The sequence below is a fragment of the Azospirillum sp. UENF 112521 genome (genome assembly GCF_058780665.1).
On record NZ_JBSNCI010000005.1, the window covers coordinates 81,793 to 105,023 of the forward strand.

The window sequence follows — 23,231 nt, forward strand, 5'->3', positions numbered from 1 at the left end:
GGGCGAGGTCGCCTCCGTGACGATCGAGCCGATCGCGAAACTCCTCATCCGTCATCGAAGGAATCCCTGGCCGCCTGCGCACTGGCGCGCAGAAGCAGCCGGAGCTGCTGGCGCGCACGTTTCAACAGCGACTCTACAGCACCTATGCTGATTTGCATAACGCTGGCGATGTCGGCGTTGCTTAAATTCTCGTAATAAAACAGGGTCACGGCCGCGCGCTGCTGCGGGGTCAGCCTGTCCTGGGCCTCCAGCAGCCGGGCGGCGACCTGCCGGCGATGGATGGTGCTGACCGCATCGGGTGCAGTGTCCGACGGCTCCGCCACGGTTTCCAGATCCTGGCCGACCGGCCGCCGCTTGTGGTCGATGCAGCGGTTCACCACCACCCGGTAGAGCCAGGTGGTGAAGCGGGCGCCGCCGTCGTCGCTCCATTGGCTGCGGCGTTGCCAGACCTGGAGGAAGGCGTCCTGCACCACATCCTCGGCCTCCGCCTCGTTGCCGGTCAGGCGGCGGGCCAGGGCGTAGGTGCGTTTCAGGTGGCGATGAACCAGCGTCCGGTAAGCCGTCTGGCTGCCGGAGCGGATTTGCGCCATCAGTGCTTCGTCGCTGTCCTCGTCCGCAGGGACGATGACGCCGGAGGCTGGCCCCCGGCTCAGAATCCCCGGACATGGAGCGCCCGGCACCGGAATCCTCGCAAGGACGGTCAAGCCGAGAGTCCGCCATTTGCATGATCCATCGCTCTCCCGACGACGGATGCATGCGGCCCTTTGGCCGTGGCACCGACGACAGTGGATGGCCCGCCGCGTTCTGCGGCCACGGCCTGCCAAGCCTTCAGCATGAAGGACGTCTGGCGGATGATCGAGTCACAGGCCGCAACCGGATCCTTCCGGCTGGCGGCGGCGCCGGCCTGCGCGATCAGCCGGTGGTAGAACCGGCGAAGCGTCAGCGCGACATCCTCATTTTTGTCGAAAACCAGAATGGAATCAAGGCCCGCGAACACCATGACCGCGTTTCGGATCGCGGTGTGGTGCGCCTCGAAGCGACGGTCGGCAGCGGCATCGCGGGCGGCGTACAAATGGGTCATCGCCCGCTCGTACAGCCGCACCACCGCCATCAGCGGCGGCACCGCGCTGTTGGCGACGGCATAGGCGTTCAGGGCCTTCGAATAGGCGGAATTGCGCATGGCGCCAAATCCTCATCGTTGGATGAACCTCGACCGGTGTCAGCTGTCGCTGCTGCTGTCCTTGTAGGTCAGCTGTTTCAGCAGCAGCGCCGCCTGTTCCGCCGCCGCCTCCAGCCTGGCGTAATAGGCGGTCAGGGTGCTGCGGTAGGTCTCGGCCTTGGTCTTGATGTCGGTGGACCGGCTTTCCAGCTCGGTGTCCCGGGTTTCCAGATCGTCGATGGCGGTGGCGAGGTCGCTGCCGTAGGTTGCCGACGCATCGTCGATGACGCCGAACAGCTTGTCGGCCAGACCCTGCGAGAAGTCGATGTCCACGCTGCCGCTGTTGCCGGTATAGACCAGCACGATGCCGTCATAGGCAGTGCCGGCCGCGCCGATGATGCGGTTGCCGCTGACGGTGAACAGGCTGCTGTCGCCATTAACGGAGGCGGAGTTGAGCGTCCCGTCGTCGCCGCGCACGATGTCCAGCGTGAAGGAGAGCGCCGAGGCGCTGCTGGTGTAGCGCAGCAGCGACATCTGGCTGGACGACGAGGTCATGTTGAGGCCGAGCAGTTGCTTGACCGCGTCGACGTCGCTGCTGAGGATGCTGTTCAGCGTGTCCTCGTCCAGCTCCAGCTCGTTGGAACTGTTGAAGCTGATGCCCAGCGAGGCCATCGACAGAACCGTGCCGTCGTCGGTGGTGATGGAGGTGTTGAGCGCGCTGTTCACCGACCGGACGATCTGCCGCAGCAGGCTGTCGGAAAACAGCGTGGCGTCGCTGGACGCCGTGCCGTCGCTGGTCGTCGCCTGCTGCGTCACCACGAAGTCGCGATATTCGTTGTAGGCATCGACGAAGCTGGTGATCGCCGACTTGATCGAGGACAGGTCGGTCGATACCTCCATCGAGATCGCCGTGCCCGGGCTGGCGCTGTAGAGGTTCAGCGTCACGCCTTCGATGGCGTCGTCGATGGTGTTGGAACTGCGGGTGATGGTGACGCCGTCCACCTCGACGATCGCCTTCTGCACGGCGACCAGCTCGTTCTTGATGGCGCCGTCGCTGTCCGTCAGCCCGAGCGAGGAGAGGACGCCGTCGCCGCCGTCGGTCATCGAGATGGCCTGGCCGGTGTTGGAGGTCAGGATCAGCTGATAGCTGCTGTCGCTGACCTGCACGATGCTGGCGGTGACGCCGCTGGTCGACTTGTTGGCGTTGATGGCGTCGCGCAGGTCGGTCAGGCTGTCGTCGCTCTCCATCGCGATGGTGACGGCGCTGCCGTCGGCCGCCTGGAGCGTGAAGCTGCCGGAATAGCCCAGCGCGTTTGTCTTGCTGGCGACGCCATCCGCCGCGATCTTGTGCTTGGTGGCGAGCTGCTGCACCACGACCGAATAGGTGCCGACCTCCGTATCGTCGTCCACCGTGGCGCTGAACACGTCGTCGTCGCCGACATAGGCGGTCCGCTGACCGAACAGGTTGGAGGACGCGCCGGTGGAGACGCTGCGGTTGCGCAGCCCGTCGATGGCGTCGCCGACCGCCTGCAGCTTATCCTGAAGGTCGGTGTAGGCGGTGATCTTCGCTTCGTTCGCGGTGATCTTGGTGTCGATGCGGTCGGCCTTGGCCAGCCGCGCGTTCACCTTGGCCTCGATCAGCAGGGAATAGTCGATGCCGGTGCCGGAATCGCTGGAGGACAGCGCCGAATAGCCCGTCGTCGCGGCCGTGCTGGAGGTGGTGGAGCTGACGGTGGTCATGGCAAGGCTCTCCCGGTTCCGGCCGCGCGGGACGCGGCGGATGGCACGGCGATGCGGGCTTTTGCGGCACTGATGGTGGTAGGAAAGCGGCCGCCGGCGGGGGCGCCCCACGAGTGTGTGAGGCTGTGCGGGACGCGGCACCCTTGCCCGGCGGCCTTGCGAACCGTCAGCGGAGAAGGGAGAGCAGATTCTCGGGCATCTGGTTCGCTTGGGACAGCACGGCGATGGCGGCCTGGGTCAGGACCTTCTCCGATGCCAGTTTGGATTGTTCCTCGGCCACGTCGACGTCCATGATCTTGGACTGGGCGGCCTCGGTGTTCTCGATGGTGGTGTCGATCATGTCGCTGCGGAATTCGAAGCGCGAGATCAGCGCGCCGACATCGGCACGGGCATCCGACAGGGTGGTCACCGCGGTGTCGAGCGCCGTCAGGGCGGCGGCGGCGGTGGCCGAGGTGCCGACATCCAGCGTGTTGATGCCCAGCCCCGTCGTGGTGACGCCGGCGATCTGCACGGTGATGTTGTCGTTCGACGTGGTGCCGACGCGGAAGGAAACGCCGGTCGACCAGTTGGTCGCGCCGTCGAGCAGGGATTCGTCGTTGAAGCGGGTGCCGGACGCGATGCCGTCGATTTCATCCTGCAACTGCTGGAATTCGGCGTCGAGGTAGGAGCGCTCGTTGTCGGTGACCGAGCCGGACAGCGACTGCGTGGCGAGCGAGCGCATGCGCTGCACGATGTCGGAGATGCTGGACATGCCTCCGTCGGCGGTCTGGAGGATCGACGAGCCGTGCGACGCATTGGTGGCCGCCTGGTTCAGCACCGTGACGTCGGATTTCAGCGAGGTGCCGACGGCGAGACCGGCGGCATCGTCCGACGCCTTGGTGATGCGCGAACCGCTGGCGATCTTCGAGACCGAGTCCGATTGGTTGGTCGAGTTGATGTTGAGGTAACGAAGGGCCGAATTGGAAGCCGTGTTGGTCGAGATGACGGGCATGATGTGGTCTCCTGATCGAACCGGGCCGTTTCGGCGACCCTCACTGGGACTCACGGGGCACGCGGCGAAAGCTGGCGGACTTTTTCGATGGGGTTAGCGCTTTTTTGCGAAGCCCCCGATCCTCACAGGTATTTGGACAGGTTGTTCTCTTCGAGGATCTTCATCAGGCTCATGGTCGCCTCCAGCGAGGCCTGGAGCTGCGACAGCTTGGTGGTGGATTCGGCCAGATCGACGCTGCGGATGTCCTCCACCTGGGTTTGCAGCACCAACTGCTCGTCGACATGGCGGTCGATGGTGTTCTCCAGCGAGGAGCTGGCCGCACCCAGCTTCGCCTGGACCATCGACAGTCCGTCGGTGGCGTCGGAGGCGAGCTGCGTCGCCTCCGCCAGCAGATCGGTGTCGACAGGATCGGTCGACATGTTGGCGATCAGGCTGAAGGCGCGCAGGGCTTTCTCGAAGGCCGGCTGGTCGGCGGTGACGCCGTAGGACAGCACGAAATCGTCGGCGGCCTGGAAATGGGCGACGGTGGAATCGCCCTGGTAATAGCCGGTATCGGCACTGGAGGGATAGGTTGCCGCACTGTAGCTGTCGAGGTCGACCGCCGGCTGGTCGGTGCGCCCCCCGGCGAACAGATAGCGGCCGTCCTGCCGCGTGTTCAGCAGCCCGCCGAGTTCCTCCATCAGCTGTCCGGCCTCCGCCACCACGCCTTCGACGCCGGCCGCATTGTTGCCCTGCAGGCCGGTGATCAGTGCGCTGAGGCGGGAGGTCAGGTCGGACATGCCGCCGACGGCGTCGTACATCGACTGGATGCGGCCATTCACGACCTCGCCCTCGTCGATATACTGCTCCAGCCGGCGGTAATGGCTTTCGAGATTGACCAGCCGGCCGCTGTCCGAGGCGATGCCCTTGTAGTCGGTGGAGTTCAGCCCCGATGCCGAGCGGATCTGTTCCGCGGCCACCTTGGCCTCGGCCTTCATCATGTATTGGACGAGCGTGTTCTGATGGTTGTAGGTCGCGACCCGTTCCATCGCGGTCTCCTCTACTGGACCATGTCGAGCGCCGTGCTGAACATCTCCTGCAACGTCTTCATGACCGCGGCGGCGGCCTCGTAGGCGGATTGCAGGGTGGAGATCGCGGCGGTCTCCTCGTCGACATTCACGCCGCTCTGCGACGAGAAGGTCGATTCGAGGCTGCTGGTGTAGGTGTTCTGGCTGTCGTAGGCGGTGGATGCCTTGTCGGCGAGCGTCGCCGCCCCCTGGATCACCGCACCGGCATAGCCGGCGAAGCTCGTGCTGCGGGCGCTCAACGACCCGGCGGCATCGAAGTCGTAGCTGGCGGAAAAGGCCGCCGACAGCGCCTTCGCCACCGACCCCTCGCCGCTGGTCAGCGCCGTACCGCCGGCGGCCATTCCGCTGGCGGAGGACAGGACCCCGGTGGCGAGAAGGCTGCTGTCGTTGGCGATGCGGGACGCGACCTTGATGTCGGAGGCCCCGGTGCCGGTCAGCAGGTCGTTCAGGCCGTAGGCGTCGGAGAAGTTGCCGGTCGTGCCGTCGTTGGCGTCGCCGCCCAGCGCGATGCCGTTGCCGGTGCCGGTGGTGGCGATGACCAGCTTGCCGTCGGCGGAGATCGAGGCCGACGCGCTGCTCATTGTGTTGATGGCGTCGACGACGTCCTGAAGGGTCGATTTGGTCGACAGCTCGATGTCGAGGACCTCCGCCGCCGTGCCGGAACTGTCGGTGACGGCGACGCGCAGGGTGCCCTCGGTCACTTTCAGCGCATCGCTGGCCGAGACTGTCTCGGTGCCGGTCAGGCTTTGCGGGGCGGGGTAGGAGGTTCCCTGGTTCTGGATGGCGTTCAGCCTGTCCATCAGGGTGGTCGCCAGCTCGTCCAGGCCGGCCTGTTGCGCCGGCAGGTCGGTGTCGCGCAGTTGAACCAGCGCGCCCAGGGTACCGCCGAGCGACGAACCGGTGATGTCCACCCCGTTCAGCATGATGCCGCCGAAGCCGCTGCTGCCGCTGGCGCTGTACACCGTGCTGGCGCTGACCGAGGCAGCCGGCGTGTAGGACAGCTCGTGCACCTTGCTGTCGAGCAGGGACTTGCCCGACGCGGTCGAGATGCGCATCAGCCCGCTGTCGTCGACCTGATAGGTGACGTCGATGGACTTGGACAGGCTCTTCAACGCTGTGTTGCGCTGGTCCTCCAGGTCGGTGACGTTCTGGCCCAGCGCCTTGCCCTTCACGATCCGGTCGTTGAGGGAATCGATGCTGCTCAGCGTCTCGTTGATGGTGTCGACGGTGGTGGCGATCTCGTCGTCGGCCTGGGCGCGCAGCGACTGGATGGATGAGGAGGTGTTGCGCAGCGTCTCCGCCAGGTCCGACAGATCCTGCACGGTGGCGGCCTTGGCGCTCTCGCTTTCGGGAGAGGTCGCCAGCGTGCCCAGCGTGTCGGCCAGCGCGTCGATCATCGACCCGATGTCGGTGCCGCCGCTGTCGTCGCTGCTGACGCTGCCGAAGGCCGACTGCATCTGGTCGAGATAGCTGTTGCGGGTGTCGGTGTAGCCGAGGTCGGACTGGGCCGAGACGAGCGTCTTCAGCAGATAGCGGTCGACGTTGCTGCTGACCGCGGTGACGTCGACGCTGGCGACATTCACGCCGGTGCTGCGGGTGACGTTGGATGCCGTCTTGCGGGTGTAGCCGTCGGTGTCGGCATTGGCGACGTTGGAGGAGGCGACGGCGATGCCGACCTCGGACGTGCGCAGCGCCGATGTGGCGATGGAACTGGCGACGCGAAGCGACATTGCAGGCCTCCTTTCCGTTTATCGGCGCGAAGCCGTCAGGCCGAAACCGTCAGGCCGTCAGGCCGACGACATGGCCGGTGGTGCGCATCGCCACCCGTGCGCCATAGCGGGCACCAGGGCCATAGGCGACGCCATAGACGCCAGCCGGGGCGGTGGATGCGGCGCGCAGGGCGGCGCCGATGGCGTTCTGGCGGGCGCGATGGACCTTGATTTGCGCCTCCATCTCCCGCATGCGGGCGGCCAGTGTCGGCAGGACCCGGTCGGCGGCGGCCTTGGCGGCGCCGCGCACGGCGGGGGCGACGCGCTTGCTGCGCGTCTGCGCCAGCGCATCGGCCAGCCGGTCCTTCCAGCTGCGCAGCAGCGTCTGCATGTCGCCCGCCGCCAGCAGCGCATCGCGCGGCCGTCCTTCGCGCACCGCCGCCTCGGCCCGCGTTGCGGCGCGGTCCAGTTCGGCGACGAAGGCCTCCAGCACCTCGACCGCATCGACGCGGAGGAAGACGGTCGGGGTTTCCGGCTTGCCGGTCTGGTCAGCGAGTTGGGCGGGGGCCTGGGCCTTGGTCAGAACGGGCTTCGGCGGGGCCGGCTTGCGCAGGGTCTGCTTGAGCGCCATGGCGATAGCTCCGGGTTTTGGATGTCGGTTCCACGGCGGGCGGTCCGAAAACTGGCGGGGAATTTTCGAGGGGAGCGTCGGCTTCGGTTGCGCACGCCCGCTCACCGCCGCGCCGCCATCGCCCGCCCATAGGCGCTCATTGCGGCATTGGCGACCCGGCCGCGGTGGATCCGGGCTCCCAGCGCCCGCTTCTCCACATCCAGCCCGTCGATCAGCGCGATCAGATCGTCGGCCATCGCCAGCCGTTCGGCCTGCGTGGCGGTCCTCGCCAGCAAGGCCCGCGCCTGGACCGTCAGCCGCCGGTGCTCCATCAGCAGGGCGTCGGCGCGGGCGAAGCGTTCGTCGGGTGCGGCTGCCATGGCGTCAGCGCTTCATCGAAATCAGCGTGTCGATCATGTCCTGCGCCGTCGTCATCACCTTGGATGCGGCGGAATAGGCCTGCTGCGCGACGATCATCCGGCTGAACTCGTCGGTCAGCTCCACGGTGGAGCTTTCGAGCGAGCCGGCCTCTATCTCGCCGGCCTTGCCGTCGCCGGCGGTGCGCAGCTGGTAATTGCCGGACTCGAAGGTCTGGGTGAAGGTGGTTCCGCTCTCGCTCTCCAGCCCGTTGGCATTGGCGAAGGTCGCGATGGGGATCTGGTAGATCGCCCGCGTCTCGCCATTGTCGAAGGTGGCGCGCACCACGCCGTTGCTGTCGATGGTGGTCCCGGTCAGCGTGCCGGGCTCGTAGCCGTTGCCGGTGGCGGTCCAGTCGCCGATGGCGGCGGTGCTCTCGCCCGATGCGTATTGCGTCAGCCCGGTCGTGCTGTTGGCGCCGCCGATCGACATCGTCACCGTGCTGTCGCTGGCGCCGGTGGTCCAGCCGCCGACCGAAAAGCCGATGGCCGACGGATCGACGCTGGTCGTGGTGCCGCTGCTGTCGGTCTGGGTGGCGCTGGCCAGCGAGCCGTCGCTGTTGAAGGAGATGGAGATCGGGAAGCCGGAGATCGTGCCGGTCGTGGTCGTGCCGTCGGCCGAGCTGGTCGGGTCGGATGCGTTGAGCGACCAGGTGTTGTCGGCCGTCTTGCTCCAGCTCATCGTCACCGAATGACTGTTGCCGAGGGCGTCGAACAGTTCCACGTCGGTGGTGAAGCTGTCGCCGGTCGCGGCGTCGGACGGCAGGTTGGCCTCGATGTCCAGCGTCGAGGTCGCCTTGGGCGTGCCCTTGATGCTGGTCAGGTTGATCGCCTCCAGGCTGTCGGTGGAGGTCTTGTTGCCGGCCTTGATGGTGCCGTCATCGCCCACCGCCCAGCCATAGAGGTAATACCCCTCCGAATTGACCAGATTGCCGTTGGAATCGGTGGAGAAGGAGCCGTTGCGCGTGAAGTAGGTGCCGCCGCTCGACGTCTTGTCCGACACGACGAAGAAACCGTCGCCGTTGACCGCCATGTTGGTGGTGGTCGCCGACGACTGGATTTCGCCTTGGCGGCTGACGCTGCGGGTGTTGGACGCGATGACGCCGCCGACCTGCTCGTCCACCGTGGTGGTCTTGTTGATGTAGGAGGTGAACTCCGTCACCGTGCCCTTGAAGCCGGTGGTGCTGGAATTGGCGATGTTGCTGGAGATGCTGGCGAGCGCCTTGCTCTGGGCGGTCAGCCCGGACGTGGCGCTGTACATTGCGCTGGTGAGGCTCATGGCGGCACCTGTCTTTGAAATTGTCCGGGGGAGGGGTCAGGAAACCGTCAGCACCTTGTCGGCCGACAGGCTGACGCCGCCGACGCTCAGCACCGCCGTGCCGGACGAGCTGTCCACGGCGGTCACGGTGCCCTTGAAGCGAGTGGTGGTGTCGATGGCCTTGCCGTTGGCGTCGAGCGCCGTCACCGACAGGGTGTAGGTTCCGCTGCTGTAGCTCTTGCCGTTGGTGCCGACGCCGTCCCAGGTCACCTCGTGCGTGCCGGCGGCGGTGGAGGAGCTGACGTCGCTGTAGACGGTGTTGCCGCTTGAATCGGTGATGGTCAGCTTGACCGAGGACGCGGCGGAATCGAGGTCGTACTCCCAGCTCGCCTCGCCGTCCTGCAACGGGGTGGTCGAGCCTTCGGCCTCGACCGTCTTGCCGTAGTAGTTGACGGCGCCGCTGCCGGACCCGAGGGAGGAGGACAGGGTGCTGCTGAGGTCGGACACCGTGCTGTTCAGCTCGTCGAGCTTGTCGTTGATCGACATTTGCTGTTCCAGCCCGGACAGTTGGACGAGCTGGGTGGTGAAGGTGGTCGTGTCGACCGGGTTGGTCGGATCCTGGACCTCGAGCTGCTTCATCAGCAAAGTCAGGAATGTCTGATAGCTGTCGGTCGCGCTCGTGGCTGACGAGCTGCTCGACGTGGACTTCGTCGACGTCGTCGACGTTGTTGAGCTGACGGAATTGACCAGCATCGCCTTCTCCACCCAATCGCGGCCCGTTCGCGGAATCCGGGCGGGATTTCGCGGCGGTTCAGGCCGATGGCTTTTCGGGATGGGCGGCGGGCTGGCGCCGCCCTGTTCGTTCTGTGGCTATCCACGGAACGGCGGGCGAAAGCTGGCGCAGATTCTTCCGGAAAAATTTAGGCGGACATAAAAAGCCCCGGCGGGATGGATCCGGCCGGGGCGAAAAGGCAGTTGAGACGACGACGACTGCGGAAATGAAGCGGTTACGACAGGACGGTCACGAAACGTGGCGCAGATCGGCGGAACCGGGGGAGGTCGGCCGCCTCTGCGTCACGGTTGCGGGGAAGACCAGAACCGACGGGCGGCGGTCGGACACCAGAAGGGCATCCGCGGGCTCCCGCCCGTTCAACAGCCACTGGTAGGCGGCGGCGATGGCGACCCGGTCGCGTCCATCCGCGGACAGCACGCGCAAACCGGCAGCCATTTCCCCATCGGAACCGCTGCGGCGAACCGCATCGCACAGCGCATGGCCGAGCCGGAGGTCCGACACCAGAACCGCACTGTAGCCGGCCTGTGCGACGACCGATGCCAGGGCTCCCAGATGGGACGGCGGCAAGGGGGAATTGCCGACCTCCCGCAGGTCCAGGAACAGGTTGCGGCCGGTGCCAGCACCGGACAGCGCGTTGCGCAACGTCCCGATCCAGACGGAGGGAGGAGCGTCACGAAGGCCGCTGCAGGCGACGGCGTGGAGACCCCAGTCGGTGGCTGCGACGGTGATGTCCTTCATGCTCTTCCCCTTCGGTGTGGTCCGGGTTCCTCGGGTCAGGTCCGCTCCGTCGATCCCGCCGGCTGGGGGGCCGGTCGGGGGCAGCGGGGCATCCCTGACGACAGAGTATAGGGAAGATTCCTAACAATCAGTAACAGAAACTAGTTTCCGGTTTGAAATCCACATTCCGGTTTCAGCATCCGAGGGCCCGGCCTTCGGCGGCGCATTGCAGGAGCAAAGCCGACGGCCGCCATTGCGGGTCGCCGATGTCACGGTGGTAACGCTGGACCGCCCCGGCGATCTTGCCCAGCCCTTCCTGGGTGGCCCAGAACAGCAGGCCGCCGCGCCAGGACGGAAAGCCGTAGCCATGCAGCCAGATGGCGTCGATGTCCACCCCGCGGGCGGCGATGCCTTCCTCCAGGATTTTGGCCGCCTCGTTCACCATCGCATAAAGGCAGCGTCCGCGGATCTCCCCGTCGCCGACCGGACGCGGGACGATTCCGCGGCGGCGGCGGTCCTCCTCGATCACCGCCGCCACCTCCGGATCAGGGATCGGGACACGGCTGCCGGGCTCGTAGCGGTAGACACCGGCCGAGGTCTTCTGGCCGTAGCGCCCACGCTCCGCCAGGGTGTCGAGCCAGTCGGGCGATTGAGCCTCCGGATCGCCGGCCTTGCGCCGTTCCTCGCGGATGCGCCAGCCGACATCGATCCCGGCAAGGTCTGTCATCGAGAAATGGCCGAGCGGGAAGCCGAATTCCGTCAACACGCGGTCGACCTGCTCCGGGCTGGCGCCTTCCTCGACCAGGGCCATCGCCTCCCGGCCGCGCTGGTGCAGGATGCGGTTGCCGACGAAGCCGTAGCAGACGCCCACCGCCACGCCGACCTTGCCGATCCGGCGCGCGAGCCCCATCACAGTTGTCAGCACCGTGTCGGAGGTCTTGGCTCCGCGCACCACCTCCAGCAGGCGCATGACGTTGGCCGGGCTGAAGAAATGCATGCCCAGCACGTCCTGCGGCCGGCCGGTCGCTGCGGCGATGGCGTCCACGTCCAGCGTCGAGGTGTTGGTGGCGAGGATCGCCCCCGGCTTGCAGGTCCGGTCCAGCGTCCGGAAGATCGCCTGCTTGACCTCCATGCTCTCGAAGGCCGCCTCAACCACCAGATCGGCGTCGGCCAGCTCATCGTAGGACAGGGTGGGATGGATCAGCGCCATCCGCTCGTCCACCTGTGCCGCGGTCAGGCGGCCCTTGCGGAGGGTGGAGTCGTAGTTGCGGCGGATGGCGGCGATGCCGCGCTCCAGCCCCTCCTGCGCGCTGTCGACCAGCACCACCGGAATGCCGGCATTGGCGAAGCACATGGCGATGCCGCCACCCATGGTGCCGGCGCCGATCACACCGACCTTGCGGATGTCGCGCGTCGGCGTGTCGGCCGGCAGGCCGGGGACCTTCGCCACCTCGCGTTCGGCGAAGAAAGCGTGGATCAGGCCGGCGCGCTGGGGCGAGTCCATGCAGGCGAGGAACAGCTCCCGCTCGCGCGCCATGCCCTCATCGAAGGGCAGGGTGACGGCTGCCTCGACCGCGTCGACGATGCGGTGGGAGGAGAACAGGTGCGGCAGCCGTTTGGCAAGCTCGGCCCGCTTCGCGGTGAACAGGGCGGGATCGGTGCCGGCGATGCGGTTGGTGCGGGCACTGACCGGCTGCGGGCGGCTCCCATCGGCCAGAAGCCGTTCGGCGGCGCGCAGTCCGGCCTCCAGGGCGGAGACGCCGTCCTCCACAGCATCGATCAGGCCGAGGGCCAGCGCCTCTTCGGCACCCACGGGATCGCCGGACAGGATCATGTCCAGCGCCTTGGCCGCTCCGATCAGACGCGGCAGCCGTTGCGTGCCGCCGGCGCCGGGCAGGAGGCCCAGCTTGACCTCCGGCAGGCCGAGCTTCGCCGACTTCAGCGCGACGCGAAGATGGCAGGCCAGCGCCACCTCCAGCCCGCCACCCAGCGCCGTTCCATGGATGGCGGCGATCACCGGCTTGGTGGCGGCATCGAGGTGCGCCACCACCTCCGGCAGGGTCGGCGGGGCGGAGGGCTTGCCGAACTCCCGGATGTCCGCGCCGGCCATGAAGGTGCGGCCAGCGCAGACGATCAGCAGCGCATCGGCCCCGTTATCGGCCAGCCCGGCGTCCAATGCCGCAACCAGCCCTTTGCGTACGCCATGCCCGACGGCGTTCACCGGCGGGTAATCGACGGCGATGACGCCGATGCGTCCCCGGCGCGCATACTGGACAGGATTGGGCGAAACCGCTTCAGTCTGGGCCGGCGACGGCATCGGCACTCTCCGGAAAGCCAAAGGTCCGGGCCGATCCGATCCCGGACGGCAGGGTGGATCGGAGGCCGGCGGATCGCCAATCTATCAGGCGATCCGAGCAAATCAAAGTTTCGGAATATAGTTTCTTTATACGGAATTTAATTGGCGAAGAGACGGCCATGGGAACCGAACGGCGCGGTCACGGGTTGGCACTCGCGTCGAAGGTCATTGGCTGGAGTTGAGTTATGGATTTGACGGGGAAGGTCGCGCTGGTCACCGGTGCGGGGTCCGGGATCGGCCAGGCGTCCGCGATACGCTTTGCCCAGTCCGGCGCCTCGGTCGGCGTGCTGAGCCACACCGAGGACGAGATCGCCAAGACCGCCCTTGAGATCCGTGCTGCCGGTGGAAAGGCGATCCCCTTGACCGCGGATGTCGGCGACGACGAGGCGATGCGGCAGGCGGTCGGGCGGTTGGTGGAGGAGTTCGGGCGGCTCGACATCGTCTTTGCCAATGCAGGCATCAACGGCGTCTGGGCGCCCATCGACGACCTGACGCCGGACGAATGGGACCGCACCATCAACACAAACCTGCGCGGCACCTACCTGACGCTGCATCATGCGGTTCCGCATCTGAAGAAGGCGGGTGGCGGCTCGGTGATCGTCACCGCGTCGATCAACGGCACGCGGGTGTTCAGCAACACCGGCGCCACCGCCTATTCCTGCACCAAGGCGGCACAGCTCGCCATGGTGAAGATGCTGGCGCTGGAACTGGCGCCGAGCCGCATCCGCGTCAACGCGATCTGCCCCGGCATCATCGATACGAACATTCCCGACAACACCAAGATGCGGAATATTGAATCGGTAAAGACTCCCATCGAGTATCCGCAGGGTAAGGTGCCCCTGACCGGCGGCAAGTCCGGCGACAGCTTCGACGTGGCGGAGCTTGCGCTGTTCCTGGCGTCCGACCGGGCAAAGCACATCACCGGCACCCCGGTCTGGATCGATGGTGCGGAATCCCTGATGGTCGGCTGAGCTTCCGCAATCCCGCGGCCCGGCCGCAAAACCGAACAACTATGGCGAAGGACATCATGAGCTTGCATGACAAGGTGCGGAAGAACGAGGAACTCGGCCGCTATGAGCTGACGGTGGCGGGCTCGACCGCGCTGGTCACCTACGACATGCGCGACGGCAAGATCGCATTGACCCACACCGAGGTGCCGGGTGCCCTGACCGGCCAGGGGGTGGGGTCTGAACTGGCGAAGGGCACGCTCGACGACATCCGGGCCCAGGGGCTGAAGGTGCTGCCGATCTGCACCTTCATCGAGGCCTACATCAAGCGCCACCCCGAATATCAGGACCTCGTCGGCTAAAGCGGATTCCCGTCCTCGTCGAGGAAGATCAGATCGCCGTCCAGCAGGAAGAGGCAGATGCAGTCTTCCTCGCTGGCGCCGAAGGCGTAATGGTCGGTGCCGGCGACGTAGTGGGCGACGTCGCCGAGCCCGTAGCTGCCATATTCGTCGCGGAAGGCGCCGCGCAGGACCAGCAGCAGTTCGTCCGCGGTGTGGCGGTGCGCCGGAACCGGAGCACCCGAAGCCATACGGAGCAGGCGGACCGTCGTGCCGGACTTCGTCGTGCCGGACAGGGTGCGCTCCCAGCCCGACAGCCAGACCCCCTTGGAGATCTCCCGCCAGGACCCGTCATCGGTCGGCGTGTCGATGGCGTCCGGCAGCCAGCTGCGCAGCGGTTCCGGCACCAGCCGTCCGCATGTCCGGCCGGCTGCGGGCAGCTCGATGGGGGCCGGCTCCTGTTGTATCCGCGCGGCGGTCAGCAGGCCGTCCATGCGGTCCAGCAGCGCATCCAGCCCATCGTCACCGGCGCAGGGCAGCTCTTCTAACCAGTTCCCGCACAAGGCTTCGTAAGACGCGACGCGCTGGCGGCAGTCCGGGCAGTAGGCGAGGTGGGTGGCCACCAGCAGTGACTTCCCGGCCCGCTCCTGCCCGCTGGCATAGCCGATCAGAAGCTGGTCGTCCGGATGGTGGAACGGCACCGTCACGCCTTGTCCCTCATGCTGCGTTTCAGATGGCCGAGCGCGAGGCGGAGCCGGGTCTTGACCGTTCCCAGGGGCACCTCCGTGTCTTCGGCGATCTCTTCATGTGTCTGTTCGAGAAAATACGAACGGCGCAGCACCTCGGATTGGTTCTCCGCCAGAGTTTCGATTGCATCCTGAAGCTGGCGGCTGCTCTGGACCATCTGGGCGGTCTCCTCCGGCGTGGCGAGGGAGGCGGGGGTCATCGCCGGATCGTCCGGGTCGGGGGCGGGGCGCATCTCCTTGCGCAGGCGGTCGATGCGCCGGTTGCGGGCGATGGTGAACACCCAGGTGCCGACGGTCGCCTGGGCCGGATCGAAGCTGGCGGCCTTCAGCCAGACCGTCAGCATCACGTCCTGGACCAGTTCCTCCGCCGTGCTGCGGTCGGCGCCGAGCCTCAGGCAATATTGCAGGATCTTCGGCGCGAAATATCGGAACAGCGCAGCGAAAGCCGAGCGGTCGCGATCCTGCGCCACCGCGTGGACCAGCTCCCCGAACTGGTCGGCTTCGGTCCGGGCGGCATCCGGGCTCCCAGCCCCGTCCCTGTTCAACGTCCCCGGCAAAAGGGGCCCACGCGAAAACGGCATTCAACCACCAGTCAGCATTCCAGCGGGCGGCAGTCTATCCCGAACTTCTTAACGGAGCATTCCCGAAAATCGTCAGTGTACCATTGGCCTTCCGAGTGTTCTCTCAGCGTGCTCTCAGCGCACTCATGGGATCGAGGGGAGACACGGTGGGGGTGGTCTGCGGCAGCGGGCGGAAGGCGGCCTGCGCCTCGGCGGGCAAGGGCGGGCGCATGCGGGTCCGCCACAGGCCATAGAGAGTGGCGCACAGCGCGCCGCCGGTGACGAAGCTGAAGAGCCCGGCCGGCCCGCTGGCGGTCATCAGTGCCGACGCCACCGGCGGGCCGATGATGGCGCCGACGGAATTGGCCAGGATCAGGCCGCCGCTGGCCGACACCATATCCTCCCGCCGGACGTAATCGTTGGTGTGGGCGAGGCAGACTGGATAGAGCGTGAAGGCCAGCCCGCCGAACAGCGGCGCCACCAGCATCAGCGCCAGCGGCTGGTCCATCCCGGCGGCGGCGATCATGCCCAGGCTGGTCAACGACAGGGCGGCCGACAGGCCGATGATGACGCTGCGCCGGTCGAAACGGTCCGACAATCGGCCGAGCGGCCATTGTAGCGCCATGCCGCCGAGGATCAGCGCCGACATGAACAGCGCCGTGCCCGACACGCCGAAGCTGGAGGAGGCCCCGAACACCGGGGCCAGCCCGTAGATCGACCCGGTGATCGCCCCGCTGATGAACACCCCCGCCACCCCCAGCGGCGAGCTTCGATAAAGCCGCCCGATGCCGAAGGAGGAGACGTTGGGCAATTGCGGCGGCGTGGTCCGCGTCAGGGCCACCGGCACCAGGGCCAGCGTCAGCAGGATCGACACGATCATGAACAGCCGCACGCCCGCCTCGTCGTCCAGGCGCAGCAACTGCTGCCCGACGCCGGAGGAGCCATAGAGCGTCACCATGTAGGCCGACAGCAGCTGCCCGCGGCTTTCGTTGGTGGCGGTGCCGTTCAGCCAGCTTTCGATGCACATGTAGAGACCGGCCATGCAGAATCCCTGCGTCAGCCGCAGCACGGCCCAGAGCGGCGCATCGACGAACAGCGCGTGCGACAATGCTGCGACCGACACGACGGAGGCGAAGGCGGAGAAAGCCCTGATATGGCCGACACGGGTGATGATCCGATGCGCATAGAGCGATCCCAGCGTCAGCCCGGCATAATAGGCTGCGGTGATCATGCCGACCGCCGTCGCACCGGACTCCGTCGCCGACAGCCTCAGCCCGATCAGGGTCGACATGGCTCCGTTCGCCAGCATCAGAAAGGCGACGCCCAGCAGAAGCGAGGCGACCGAACGCACAACAGGTGGCATGCCTTGACTCCTCCTCCGCCGTCAGTGGGTCAGGGCCGGAGAGCCGGTCGGGGGCCGATGATGCATGGCGATGCTCCAAATCTCTGTTGGCGTGCGGTGACGCGGCCTGTCGCAAGGTCCAACAGCGAAGCCATGGATTTGGTCCGCCACCGGGGCGGGGAGCAGGGATGCGGCCCCGGGTTGTGGCCCGGAGATATGAGTGACCGTTGGGTCAACCGGACCGTTGACAGGTCATACCGATCGGTAACATACCTTCCATCAGGTAGAGATTCGGGAGACGCCAGGATGTCAGACACCGCGCCCGCCACCCCATCGCCGGTCCAACTCGTCCGCGAGGGGGCGGTGTCCTGGATCCGGCTGAACCGCCCCGGCGTGCTGAACGCGCTGGACGAGCCGACCGCCGCCGCCTTCCTCGACGCTTGCCGCAGCGTGGCGGAGGAGGGCGGGTCAGGGCCGACGCGGGTGCTGGTGATCGCTGGCAACGGCCGCGGCTTCATGGCCGGCGGCGATGTCGGCCGTTTCAACGACGATCCTGCCGCCGCACCGGCGGTGGCCGGCGCCATCATCGCCCATCTGCATGAGGCGCTGCGCGTTCTCGACTGGCTGGACGTGCCGGTCCTGGCCTCCGTCCATGGACCGGTGGCCGGGGCGGGGATGAGCCTCGCCAGCGCCGCCGATCTCTGCATCGCCGCCGACGACGCCAAATTCACCATGGCCTATGCCCGCATCGGCGCCACGCCGGACGGGTCGGGCAGCTTCCATCTGCCGCGCCTTGTCGGTCTGCGCCGTGCCATGGAACTGGCGATGCTGTCCGATGTGATCGACGCGGCGGAGGCGCTGCGGATCGGGCTGGTCAACCGGGTGGTGCCGGCGGCATCCTTGGCGGAGGAGACGGCCAAGCTGGCCGGACGGCTCGCCGCCGGCCCGACCGTCGCCTATGCCGGCGTCCGCCACCTGATGCGCCAGTCCTTCGACCGGACGCTGGACCAGCAGCTGGATGCCGAGCGCGACCGCTTCCTCGCCACCGCCGCCACCAGCGACTTCATCGAAGGCATCAGCGCCTTCGTCGCCAAGCGCAGGCCGGACTTCACCGGCCGCTGAGCGTCCTTATTGTCCGAGAAGTGGACCGAACCATGCAGAACGACATCGTCATCGTCGGCGCCGCCCGCACCGCCATCGGCGGCTTCGGCGGCAGCCTCAAGGATGTGCCGCTGACCCGGCTCGCCACCGTGGCGGTCAAGGCGGCGCTGGAGCGGTCCGGCACTGCGCCCGACACCGTCGGTCATCTGGTGATGGGCAACGTCATCCCGACCGAGACCAACGACGCCTATCTCAGCCGCGTCGCCGCCATCGATGCCGGCATCCCCATCGGTACGCCCGCCTTCAACGTCAACCGGCTCTGCGGCTCCGGCCTCCAGGCCATCGTCTCGGCAGCGCAGTCCATCGCGCTCGGCGACTGCGACGTCGCCATCGGCGCCGGTGCGGAGTCGATGAGCCGCGGCCCCTATTTCGTGCCGAGCGCCCGCTGGGGCACCCGCCTGGGCGACGGGGCGCTGGTCGATTACATGAACGGCATCCTGCACGACCCATGGCAGAAGATTCACATGGGGGTGACGGCGGAGAATGTCGCCGCCCGCTACGGCATCGACCGCGAGGCACAGGACGCCCTGGCGCTGGAAAGCCAGCGCCGCGCCGCCCGCGCCATCGCCGAGGGCCGTTTCAAGGACCAGATCGTCCCGGTGGAGATTGCGTCCCGCAAAGGCACCATCGTCTTCGACACCGACGAGCATGTCCGCGGCGACGTCACCCCGGAAGGGCTGGCGAAGATGAAGCCGGTGTTCAAGAAGGACGGGTCGGTCACCGCCGGCAACGCCTCCGGCCTGAATGACGGCGCCGCCGCGGTGGTGCTGGCCGATGCCCGCCGTGCCGAGGCGCTGGGGCTGAAGCCGCTGGCCCGCCTCGTCGGCTATGCCCATGCCGGCGTCGAGCCCGACTATATGGGCATCGGCCCGATCCCGGCGACCCGCAAGGTGCTGGAGCGCACCGGCCTGTCGGTGGGCGACCTCGACGTCATCGAATCCAACGAGGCTTTCGCGGCCCAAGCCTGCGCGGTGATCCGTGAGCTGGATTTCGACCCGGCCAAGGTGAACCCCAACGGCTCCGGCATCTCGCTCGGCCATCCGGTGGGTGCGACCGGCGCCATCATCACGGTGAAGGCGATCCACGAACTGCACCGCACCGGCGGCCGGTATGCCTTGGTGACCATGTGCATCGGCGGCGGCCAGGGCATCGCCGCCATCTTCGAGCGCGTCTGAGGACCCGGTCGGAGGATCAGGGCAGGTACGGGCGGGCAACCCCGCCCGTACCCAAAACTCTCATCAGGTTTTTCATTGAACGATCAATCAAAATAAAATCGGCGTCTGTCTGCGGCCAATTGCGCAACAGCACCATCAAAATGCAGGTTTCGTGAACGCAGCTATCGACCGCGCCCCTCGTCTCGGGGCAATCTACGGCCCGATTGCCTGCACCCTGGTCTGTTGCGTTCCGGAAGCCTTGCCCATGACGACGATTCTGCCCACGCCCACCGGTTCGTCTTCGGCGACGATTGGACAGGTGCGTCTGGCGGTACGCGGCCTGCGCAAGGTCTTTGCCGACGATCCGCGCCCGGCGCTGGAGATGCTGCGCCGCGGGGCGACCAAGGCGGAGGTCCTGCATCGGCTGAACGTCAATGTCGGCGTGGCCGAGGCCAGCTTCGACATCCGGGCGGGCGAGATCTTCGTCATCATGGGCCTGTCCGGGTCGGGCAAATCGACCATCATCCGGCTGCTGAACCGCCTGATCGAACCGTCGGAGGGGGAAATCCGGCTGGACGGCAGGGATCTGACCGCGCTTCCCTACGCCGACCTCGTCGAGGTGCTGCGGCGGGACATGAGCATGGTCTTCCAGTCCTTCGCCCTGCTGCCCAACCGCACCGCGCTGGAGAACGCCGCCTTCGGGCTGGAGGTGGCCGGGGTGAAGCGGGCCGAGCGGCGCCGGGCGGCGCTGGCCGCCTTGGAGCGGGTCGGTCTGGCGGACTATGCCGACCGCTATCCGGACGAGCTGTCCGGCGGCATGCAGCAGCGGGTGGGGCTGGCCCGCGCACTGGCCAAGAATCCGACGATCATGCTGATGGACGAGGCTTTCTCGGCACTCGACCCGCTGATCCGCACAGACATGCAGGACGAGCTTCTGCGGCTCCAGCGCGAGGATGCCCGCACCATCGTCTTCATTTCCCACGATGCGGAGGAGGCGATGCGGATCGCCGACCGCATCGCGGTGATGGAGGATGGCCGGATCGCTCAGATCGGCACCCCGGCGGAAATCCTGCGCGCGCCGGCCGACGACTATGTCCGCGCCTTCTTCCGCGGCGTCGATGCCTCGCGCGTGCTGCGCGCCCGCGACCTCGCCCGGCCGCCCGACGACGGGACCGCGGGGGAGCCTGGACGGTTCCGCTACCGCACCGATGCGGCCGGCTATTTCCGCGGCGTGCTGGCCGGCGACGGCGCATCGGCCCTGTTCGGGCTGGAGCCGGTGGCGGCCGACACGCCGATCCATGCCCTGCTCGGCCGGGTCGCTGCGGCCCCCTGTCCGCTGCCGGTCGTCGAGCCGGACGGCCGGCTCATCGGCGTGATTTCCCGCGCGGCGTTGCTGGCGGCGCTCGACCGCGGCGAGGCCGCCGGGCGCGAGGTGCGGCATGGCTGACATCGCGCTGCTGGATATCGAGTGGCTGAACGAGACCATCGGCGGCAGCATCGCCCGCGGCGCCGAATGGCTGGTGACGACGATCCTCGACCATGGGCAGCCGGCGCTGACGCTCATCGCCGCGACGGTGGATGGGTTGGGAGAGGCGTTGGACGGGCTGCTGCTGGGGGTGCCGCCCTGGCTGCTGGCGCTGATGCTGTCGGCGGTCGCGCTCTGGCGGGTCGGGCGCGCCTTCGCGCTGTTCACCCTGCTGTCGCTGGGCGGGATCTTCGTGATGGGACTGTGGGAGCCGACGGTGTCCACCCTTGGGCTGGTTCTCGCCTCCACCGTGCTCAGCCTGATCGGCGGGGTGCCGCTCGGCATCTGGATGGCGCGCAGCAAGATCGCCGACGGGGTGGGCAAGACGCTGCTGGACCTGATGCAGACGATGCCGGCCTTTGTCTATCTGATCCCGGCGGTGCTGTTCTTCGGTCTGGGCCGGGTGCCCGGCATCATCGCCACCGTGGTCTTCGCCATGCCGCCGGCCGTTCGCCTGACGGCGCTCGGCATCCGGCAGGTGCCGGCGGAACTGGTCGAGGCCGGGCGCGCCTTCGGTTGCCGCGACCATCAGCTCCTGTTCAAGATTCAGCTGCCCAACGCCCTGCCGTCGATCATGGCCGGGGTGAACCAGACCATGATGATGGCACTGTCGATGATCGTCGTCGCCTCGATGATCGGCGCCGGGGGGCTGGGGAACGTGGTGCTCCAGGGCATCCAGCGTTTGGACATCGGCCTCGGTGTGCAGAGCGGCTTGGCCGTGGTTCTGCTGGCCGTCGTGCTCGACCGCATCACGCAGAGCTTTGGCCGGGGGGTTGGTCGCGGTGCCGGCCGCCGCCGGGTCGCCGCCGGGGCTGCCGGACGGCGCTGGTGGCGGCGGTGAGGTCAGGCGTTCAGCTCGGAATCGAGGTAGCCCAGCGCCACCGCCCGGGCGGCGCTGCCGTCGATGGCGCCGGTCAGCGCGAAGCGCAGCCACAGCCCGTCGATCATCGCCGCCAGCCCGACGGCCACCCGCTCCGCCCGGTCCGGCGGCAGCAGAGGACGCAGGGCATGCAGCAGGTTGGAGTGCAGCCGGCGGGCATTGATCCGTTGCAGCCGGGCCAGCGCCGGGTTATGCGGCGCCTGCGCCCAGAAGCCGAGCCAGGCCGCGACCACCCGCGGTTCGAACTGGCCGGGGGCGAAGTTGCAGTCGACGATCGCCTCCAGCCGGGCGCGCGGCGAATCGGCGGTCGCCAGCCGCTGGGTCGCGTCGTCGCGCAGCTGTTGCAACATGCTGCGCATGGTGGCGGACAGCAGCTCGTCCTTGCCGCCGAAATAATGGTGGATGATGCCCGGCGAAACGCCGGCCCCCCGGCTGATCGTCTGGACCGTGGTGTCGGCCAAGCCATGCTCGCCCATCGAGGTGATGGTGGCGTCGATCAACTGGCGGCGGCGGATCGGTTCCATTCCGACTTTGGGCATGGGGCTGGCGGTCTCCTGTCCTGTTCAGCCAAGACGGTTTCAACCGGGACCTTGGCCTGTATCGCAACAAATGCGCCATTTTCGCCGGTCCGTCGATGGCGAAATCGGCAGACCCGGTGACGCAGACCGGATGGACCGGAACGGCAAAGCCCGGACAACAAGCCCGAACGACAAGAAAGAGGAGTTGAGGATATGAACGGATGGATGGCCCTGGCCAAGGGTATCGCGGGTGCCGGCATCGCCGCGGTCGTGACGCTGGGCGCCAGCGGGGCGCTGGCCGCCGAACCGGCCTCTTGCAAGGCAGTGCGCTTCGGCGACGTCGGCTGGACCGACATCGCGGCGACGACGGCGCTCGCCTCCGTCACGCTCGACGCGCTGGGCTACAAGCCGACCACCACCATGTCGTCGGTGCCGCTGGTCTACACGGGCCTGAAGACCAAGTCGCTGGACGTCTTCCTCGGCAACTGGATGCCGACGATGGAGCCCTTCGTGAAGCCGGTGCTGGAAGACGGCTCGGTCGAGGTGACGCGCGTCAATCTGGAAGGCGCCAAATACACGCTCGCCGTGCCGAAATACGCCGCCGATGCCGGGCTGAAGACCTTCGCCGACATCGCGAAGTTCAAGGACAAGCTGAGCGGCAAGATTTACGGCATCGAGGCCGGCAACGACGGCAATCTGATCATCGACAAGATGCTGAAGGCCGACGCCTTCGGGCTGAAGGACTTCAAGCTGGTGGAATCCAGCGAGGCCGGCATGCTGGCCGAGGTGAAGCGCGCGACGCGCAACAAGGGCTGGGTGGTCTTCCTGGGCTGGGAGCCGCACCCGATGAACAAGAGCTTCGAGCTGACCTATCTGGAGGGCGGCGACGACTGGTTCGGCCCCAACCTCGGTGGCGCCACGGTTTCGACCAACGTCCGCAAGGGCTATGCCGCGGAATGCCCGAATGTCGGCAAGCTGCTGTCCAACCTGTCCTTCACGCTGGCGATGGAAAACGCCGTGATGGATGACATCATGAACGGCAACAAGAAGCCGGACGCCGCCGCGAAGGCTTGGCTGAAGAAGAATCCCGACATTCTGAAGAGCTGGCTGTCGGGCGTTACCACCATTGATGGCAAGGATGGGCTGGCTGCGGTGCAGGCCAAGCTTGGCGTCGCAACCAAGTCGTAAGGGGCCTAGTCGGAAACGACGTCGGATGGGGCGGGATGGAGCGGCCATTCGCCCCA

At 67.2% G+C, this 23,231-nt stretch carries 24 protein-coding genes; 8 read left to right on the forward strand and 16 right to left on the reverse strand.

Going from position 1 to position 23,231, the window contains the following annotated elements; translation table 11 throughout:
* Positions 1-44: 44 nt before the first annotated feature.
* The 10 genes from ACWPN8_RS25335 to ACWPN8_RS25380 form a co-directional block, all read right to left on the reverse strand.
* Positions 45-704 (reverse strand): RNA polymerase sigma factor, encoded by a 660-nt coding sequence (locus ACWPN8_RS25335; protein WP_492242734.1) that lies wholly within the window; start codon positions 702-704, stop codon positions 45-47.
* Positions 701-1,180 (reverse strand): flagellar export chaperone FliS, encoded by a 480-nt coding sequence (locus ACWPN8_RS25340; protein WP_109447158.1) that lies wholly within the window; start codon positions 1,178-1,180, stop codon positions 701-703. Before ACWPN8_RS25340 ends, ACWPN8_RS25335 begins: the two co-directional genes overlap by 4 nt.
* 39 nt (positions 1,181-1,219) lie before the next feature.
* Complete coding sequence (fliD, locus tag ACWPN8_RS25345) at positions 1,220-2,899, reverse strand: flagellar filament capping protein FliD (protein WP_492242735.1); 1,680 nt, start codon at positions 2,897-2,899, stop codon at positions 1,220-1,222.
* Between the two features lie 166 nt (positions 2,900-3,065).
* Positions 3,066-3,890, reverse strand: coding sequence for a flagellin (locus tag ACWPN8_RS25350; RefSeq protein WP_098736547.1), 825 nt, complete (start codon positions 3,888-3,890; stop codon positions 3,066-3,068).
* A gap of 122 nt (positions 3,891-4,012) precedes the next feature.
* A complete protein-coding gene (locus tag ACWPN8_RS25355; protein ID WP_492242736.1) occupies positions 4,013-4,918 on the reverse strand; it encodes a flagellin in 906 nt (301 codons plus the stop codon).
* A gap of 11 nt (positions 4,919-4,929) precedes the next feature.
* The gene (gene flgK / locus ACWPN8_RS25360; protein ID WP_492242737.1) at positions 4,930-6,687 is read right to left on the reverse strand and encodes a flagellar hook-associated protein FlgK; all 1,758 of its coding nucleotides are present in this window, start codon (positions 6,685-6,687) and stop codon (positions 4,930-4,932) included.
* A gap of 49 nt (positions 6,688-6,736) precedes the next feature.
* Positions 6,737-7,297: a hypothetical protein gene (locus ACWPN8_RS25365; RefSeq protein WP_492242738.1), complete on the reverse strand. Its 561-nt coding sequence runs from the start codon at positions 7,295-7,297 to the stop codon at positions 6,737-6,739.
* Between the two features lie 101 nt (positions 7,298-7,398).
* Entirely contained in the window at positions 7,399-7,656 is a 258-nt protein-coding gene (locus ACWPN8_RS25370) for a hypothetical protein (protein WP_109447148.1), read from the reverse strand.
* Positions 7,657-7,660: 4 nt separating this feature from the next.
* Positions 7,661-8,971, reverse strand: a complete 1,311-nt coding sequence (gene flgE, locus ACWPN8_RS25375; protein ID WP_492242739.1) for a flagellar hook protein FlgE — start codon at positions 8,969-8,971, stop codon at positions 7,661-7,663.
* Between the two features lie 36 nt (positions 8,972-9,007).
* A complete protein-coding gene (locus ACWPN8_RS25380; protein ID WP_492242740.1) occupies positions 9,008-9,703 on the reverse strand; it encodes a flagellar hook assembly protein FlgD in 696 nt (231 codons plus the stop codon).
* Here ACWPN8_RS25380 and ACWPN8_RS25385 point away from each other — a divergent pair.
* Positions 9,630-9,884 carry a hypothetical protein gene (locus ACWPN8_RS25385; protein ID WP_492242741.1) on the forward strand — a complete coding sequence of 85 codons (255 nt, stop codon included), beginning with the start codon at positions 9,630-9,632 and terminating at the stop codon, positions 9,882-9,884. The genes ACWPN8_RS25380 and ACWPN8_RS25385 overlap by 74 nt on opposite strands.
* Before the next feature lie 87 nt (positions 9,885-9,971).
* On the opposite strand, the gene ACWPN8_RS25390 is transcribed toward ACWPN8_RS25385, so the two are convergent.
* Together ACWPN8_RS25390 and ACWPN8_RS25395 are read right to left on the reverse strand one after the other, a co-directional pair.
* A complete protein-coding gene (locus ACWPN8_RS25390; RefSeq protein ID WP_492242742.1) occupies positions 9,972-10,481 on the reverse strand; it encodes a hypothetical protein in 510 nt (169 codons plus the stop codon).
* Positions 10,482-10,653: 172 nt separating this feature from the next.
* Positions 10,654-12,777: a 3-hydroxyacyl-CoA dehydrogenase NAD-binding domain-containing protein gene (locus ACWPN8_RS25395; RefSeq protein ID WP_492242743.1), complete on the reverse strand. Its 2,124-nt coding sequence runs from the start codon at positions 12,775-12,777 to the stop codon at positions 10,654-10,656.
* 224 nt (positions 12,778-13,001) lie between these two features.
* Between ACWPN8_RS25395 and ACWPN8_RS25400 the strand changes: the two genes are divergently transcribed.
* Positions 13,002-13,787, forward strand: a complete 786-nt coding sequence (locus ACWPN8_RS25400) for an SDR family oxidoreductase (protein WP_492242744.1) — start codon at positions 13,002-13,004, stop codon at positions 13,785-13,787.
* 56 nt (positions 13,788-13,843) lie between these two features.
* Positions 13,844-14,125, forward strand: coding sequence for a GNAT family N-acetyltransferase (locus ACWPN8_RS25405; protein WP_109452797.1), 282 nt, complete (start codon positions 13,844-13,846; stop codon positions 14,123-14,125).
* On the opposite strand, the gene ACWPN8_RS25410 is transcribed toward ACWPN8_RS25405, so the two are convergent.
* The 3 genes from ACWPN8_RS25410 to ACWPN8_RS25420 form a co-directional block, all read right to left on the reverse strand.
* Positions 14,122-14,808 (reverse strand): cupin domain-containing protein, encoded by a 687-nt coding sequence (locus ACWPN8_RS25410; protein WP_109447136.1) that lies wholly within the window; start codon positions 14,806-14,808, stop codon positions 14,122-14,124. The two genes, ACWPN8_RS25405 and ACWPN8_RS25410, sit on opposite strands and share 4 nt — an antisense overlap.
* Positions 14,805-15,392 carry a sigma-70 family RNA polymerase sigma factor gene (locus ACWPN8_RS25415; protein WP_492242745.1) on the reverse strand — a complete coding sequence of 196 codons (588 nt, stop codon included), beginning with the start codon at positions 15,390-15,392 and terminating at the stop codon, positions 14,805-14,807. Before ACWPN8_RS25415 ends, ACWPN8_RS25410 begins: the two co-directional genes overlap by 4 nt.
* A 139-nt stretch (positions 15,393-15,531) precedes the next feature.
* Positions 15,532-16,770, reverse strand: coding sequence for an MFS transporter (locus ACWPN8_RS25420; RefSeq protein ID WP_492242746.1), 1,239 nt, complete (start codon positions 16,768-16,770; stop codon positions 15,532-15,534).
* A 285-nt stretch (positions 16,771-17,055) separates the two neighbouring features.
* Between ACWPN8_RS25420 and ACWPN8_RS25425 the strand changes: the two genes are divergently transcribed.
* The 4 genes from ACWPN8_RS25425 to ACWPN8_RS25440 all read left to right on the forward strand — a co-directional run bounded on the left by ACWPN8_RS25425 (position 17,056) and on the right by ACWPN8_RS25440 (position 21,430).
* The gene (locus ACWPN8_RS25425; protein WP_109447130.1) at positions 17,056-17,871 is read left to right on the forward strand and encodes an enoyl-CoA hydratase/isomerase family protein; all 816 of its coding nucleotides are present in this window, start codon (positions 17,056-17,058) and stop codon (positions 17,869-17,871) included.
* Between the two features lie 32 nt (positions 17,872-17,903).
* A complete protein-coding gene (locus ACWPN8_RS25430; RefSeq protein WP_492242747.1) occupies positions 17,904-19,085 on the forward strand; it encodes an acetyl-CoA C-acyltransferase family protein in 1,182 nt (393 codons plus the stop codon).
* Between the two features lie 244 nt (positions 19,086-19,329).
* Positions 19,330-20,511, forward strand: a complete 1,182-nt coding sequence (locus ACWPN8_RS25435; protein ID WP_109447126.1) for a quaternary amine ABC transporter ATP-binding protein — start codon at positions 19,330-19,332, stop codon at positions 20,509-20,511.
* Complete coding sequence (locus ACWPN8_RS25440) at positions 20,504-21,430, forward strand: ABC transporter permease (protein WP_492242748.1); 927 nt, start codon at positions 20,504-20,506, stop codon at positions 21,428-21,430. The genes ACWPN8_RS25435 and ACWPN8_RS25440 overlap by 8 nt, the downstream gene beginning before the upstream one ends.
* A gap of 2 nt (positions 21,431-21,432) precedes the next feature.
* On the opposite strand, the gene betI is transcribed toward ACWPN8_RS25440, so the two are convergent.
* Complete coding sequence (gene betI, locus ACWPN8_RS25445) at positions 21,433-22,008, reverse strand: transcriptional regulator BetI (RefSeq protein WP_109447122.1); 576 nt, start codon at positions 22,006-22,008, stop codon at positions 21,433-21,435.
* 192 nt (positions 22,009-22,200) lie between these two features.
* On the opposite strand from betI, the gene ACWPN8_RS25450 reads away from it, so the two are divergent.
* Positions 22,201-23,175 carry a choline ABC transporter substrate-binding protein gene (locus ACWPN8_RS25450; RefSeq protein ID WP_492242749.1) on the forward strand — a complete coding sequence of 325 codons (975 nt, stop codon included), beginning with the start codon at positions 22,201-22,203 and terminating at the stop codon, positions 23,173-23,175.
* Positions 23,176-23,231 lie beyond the last annotated feature (56 nt).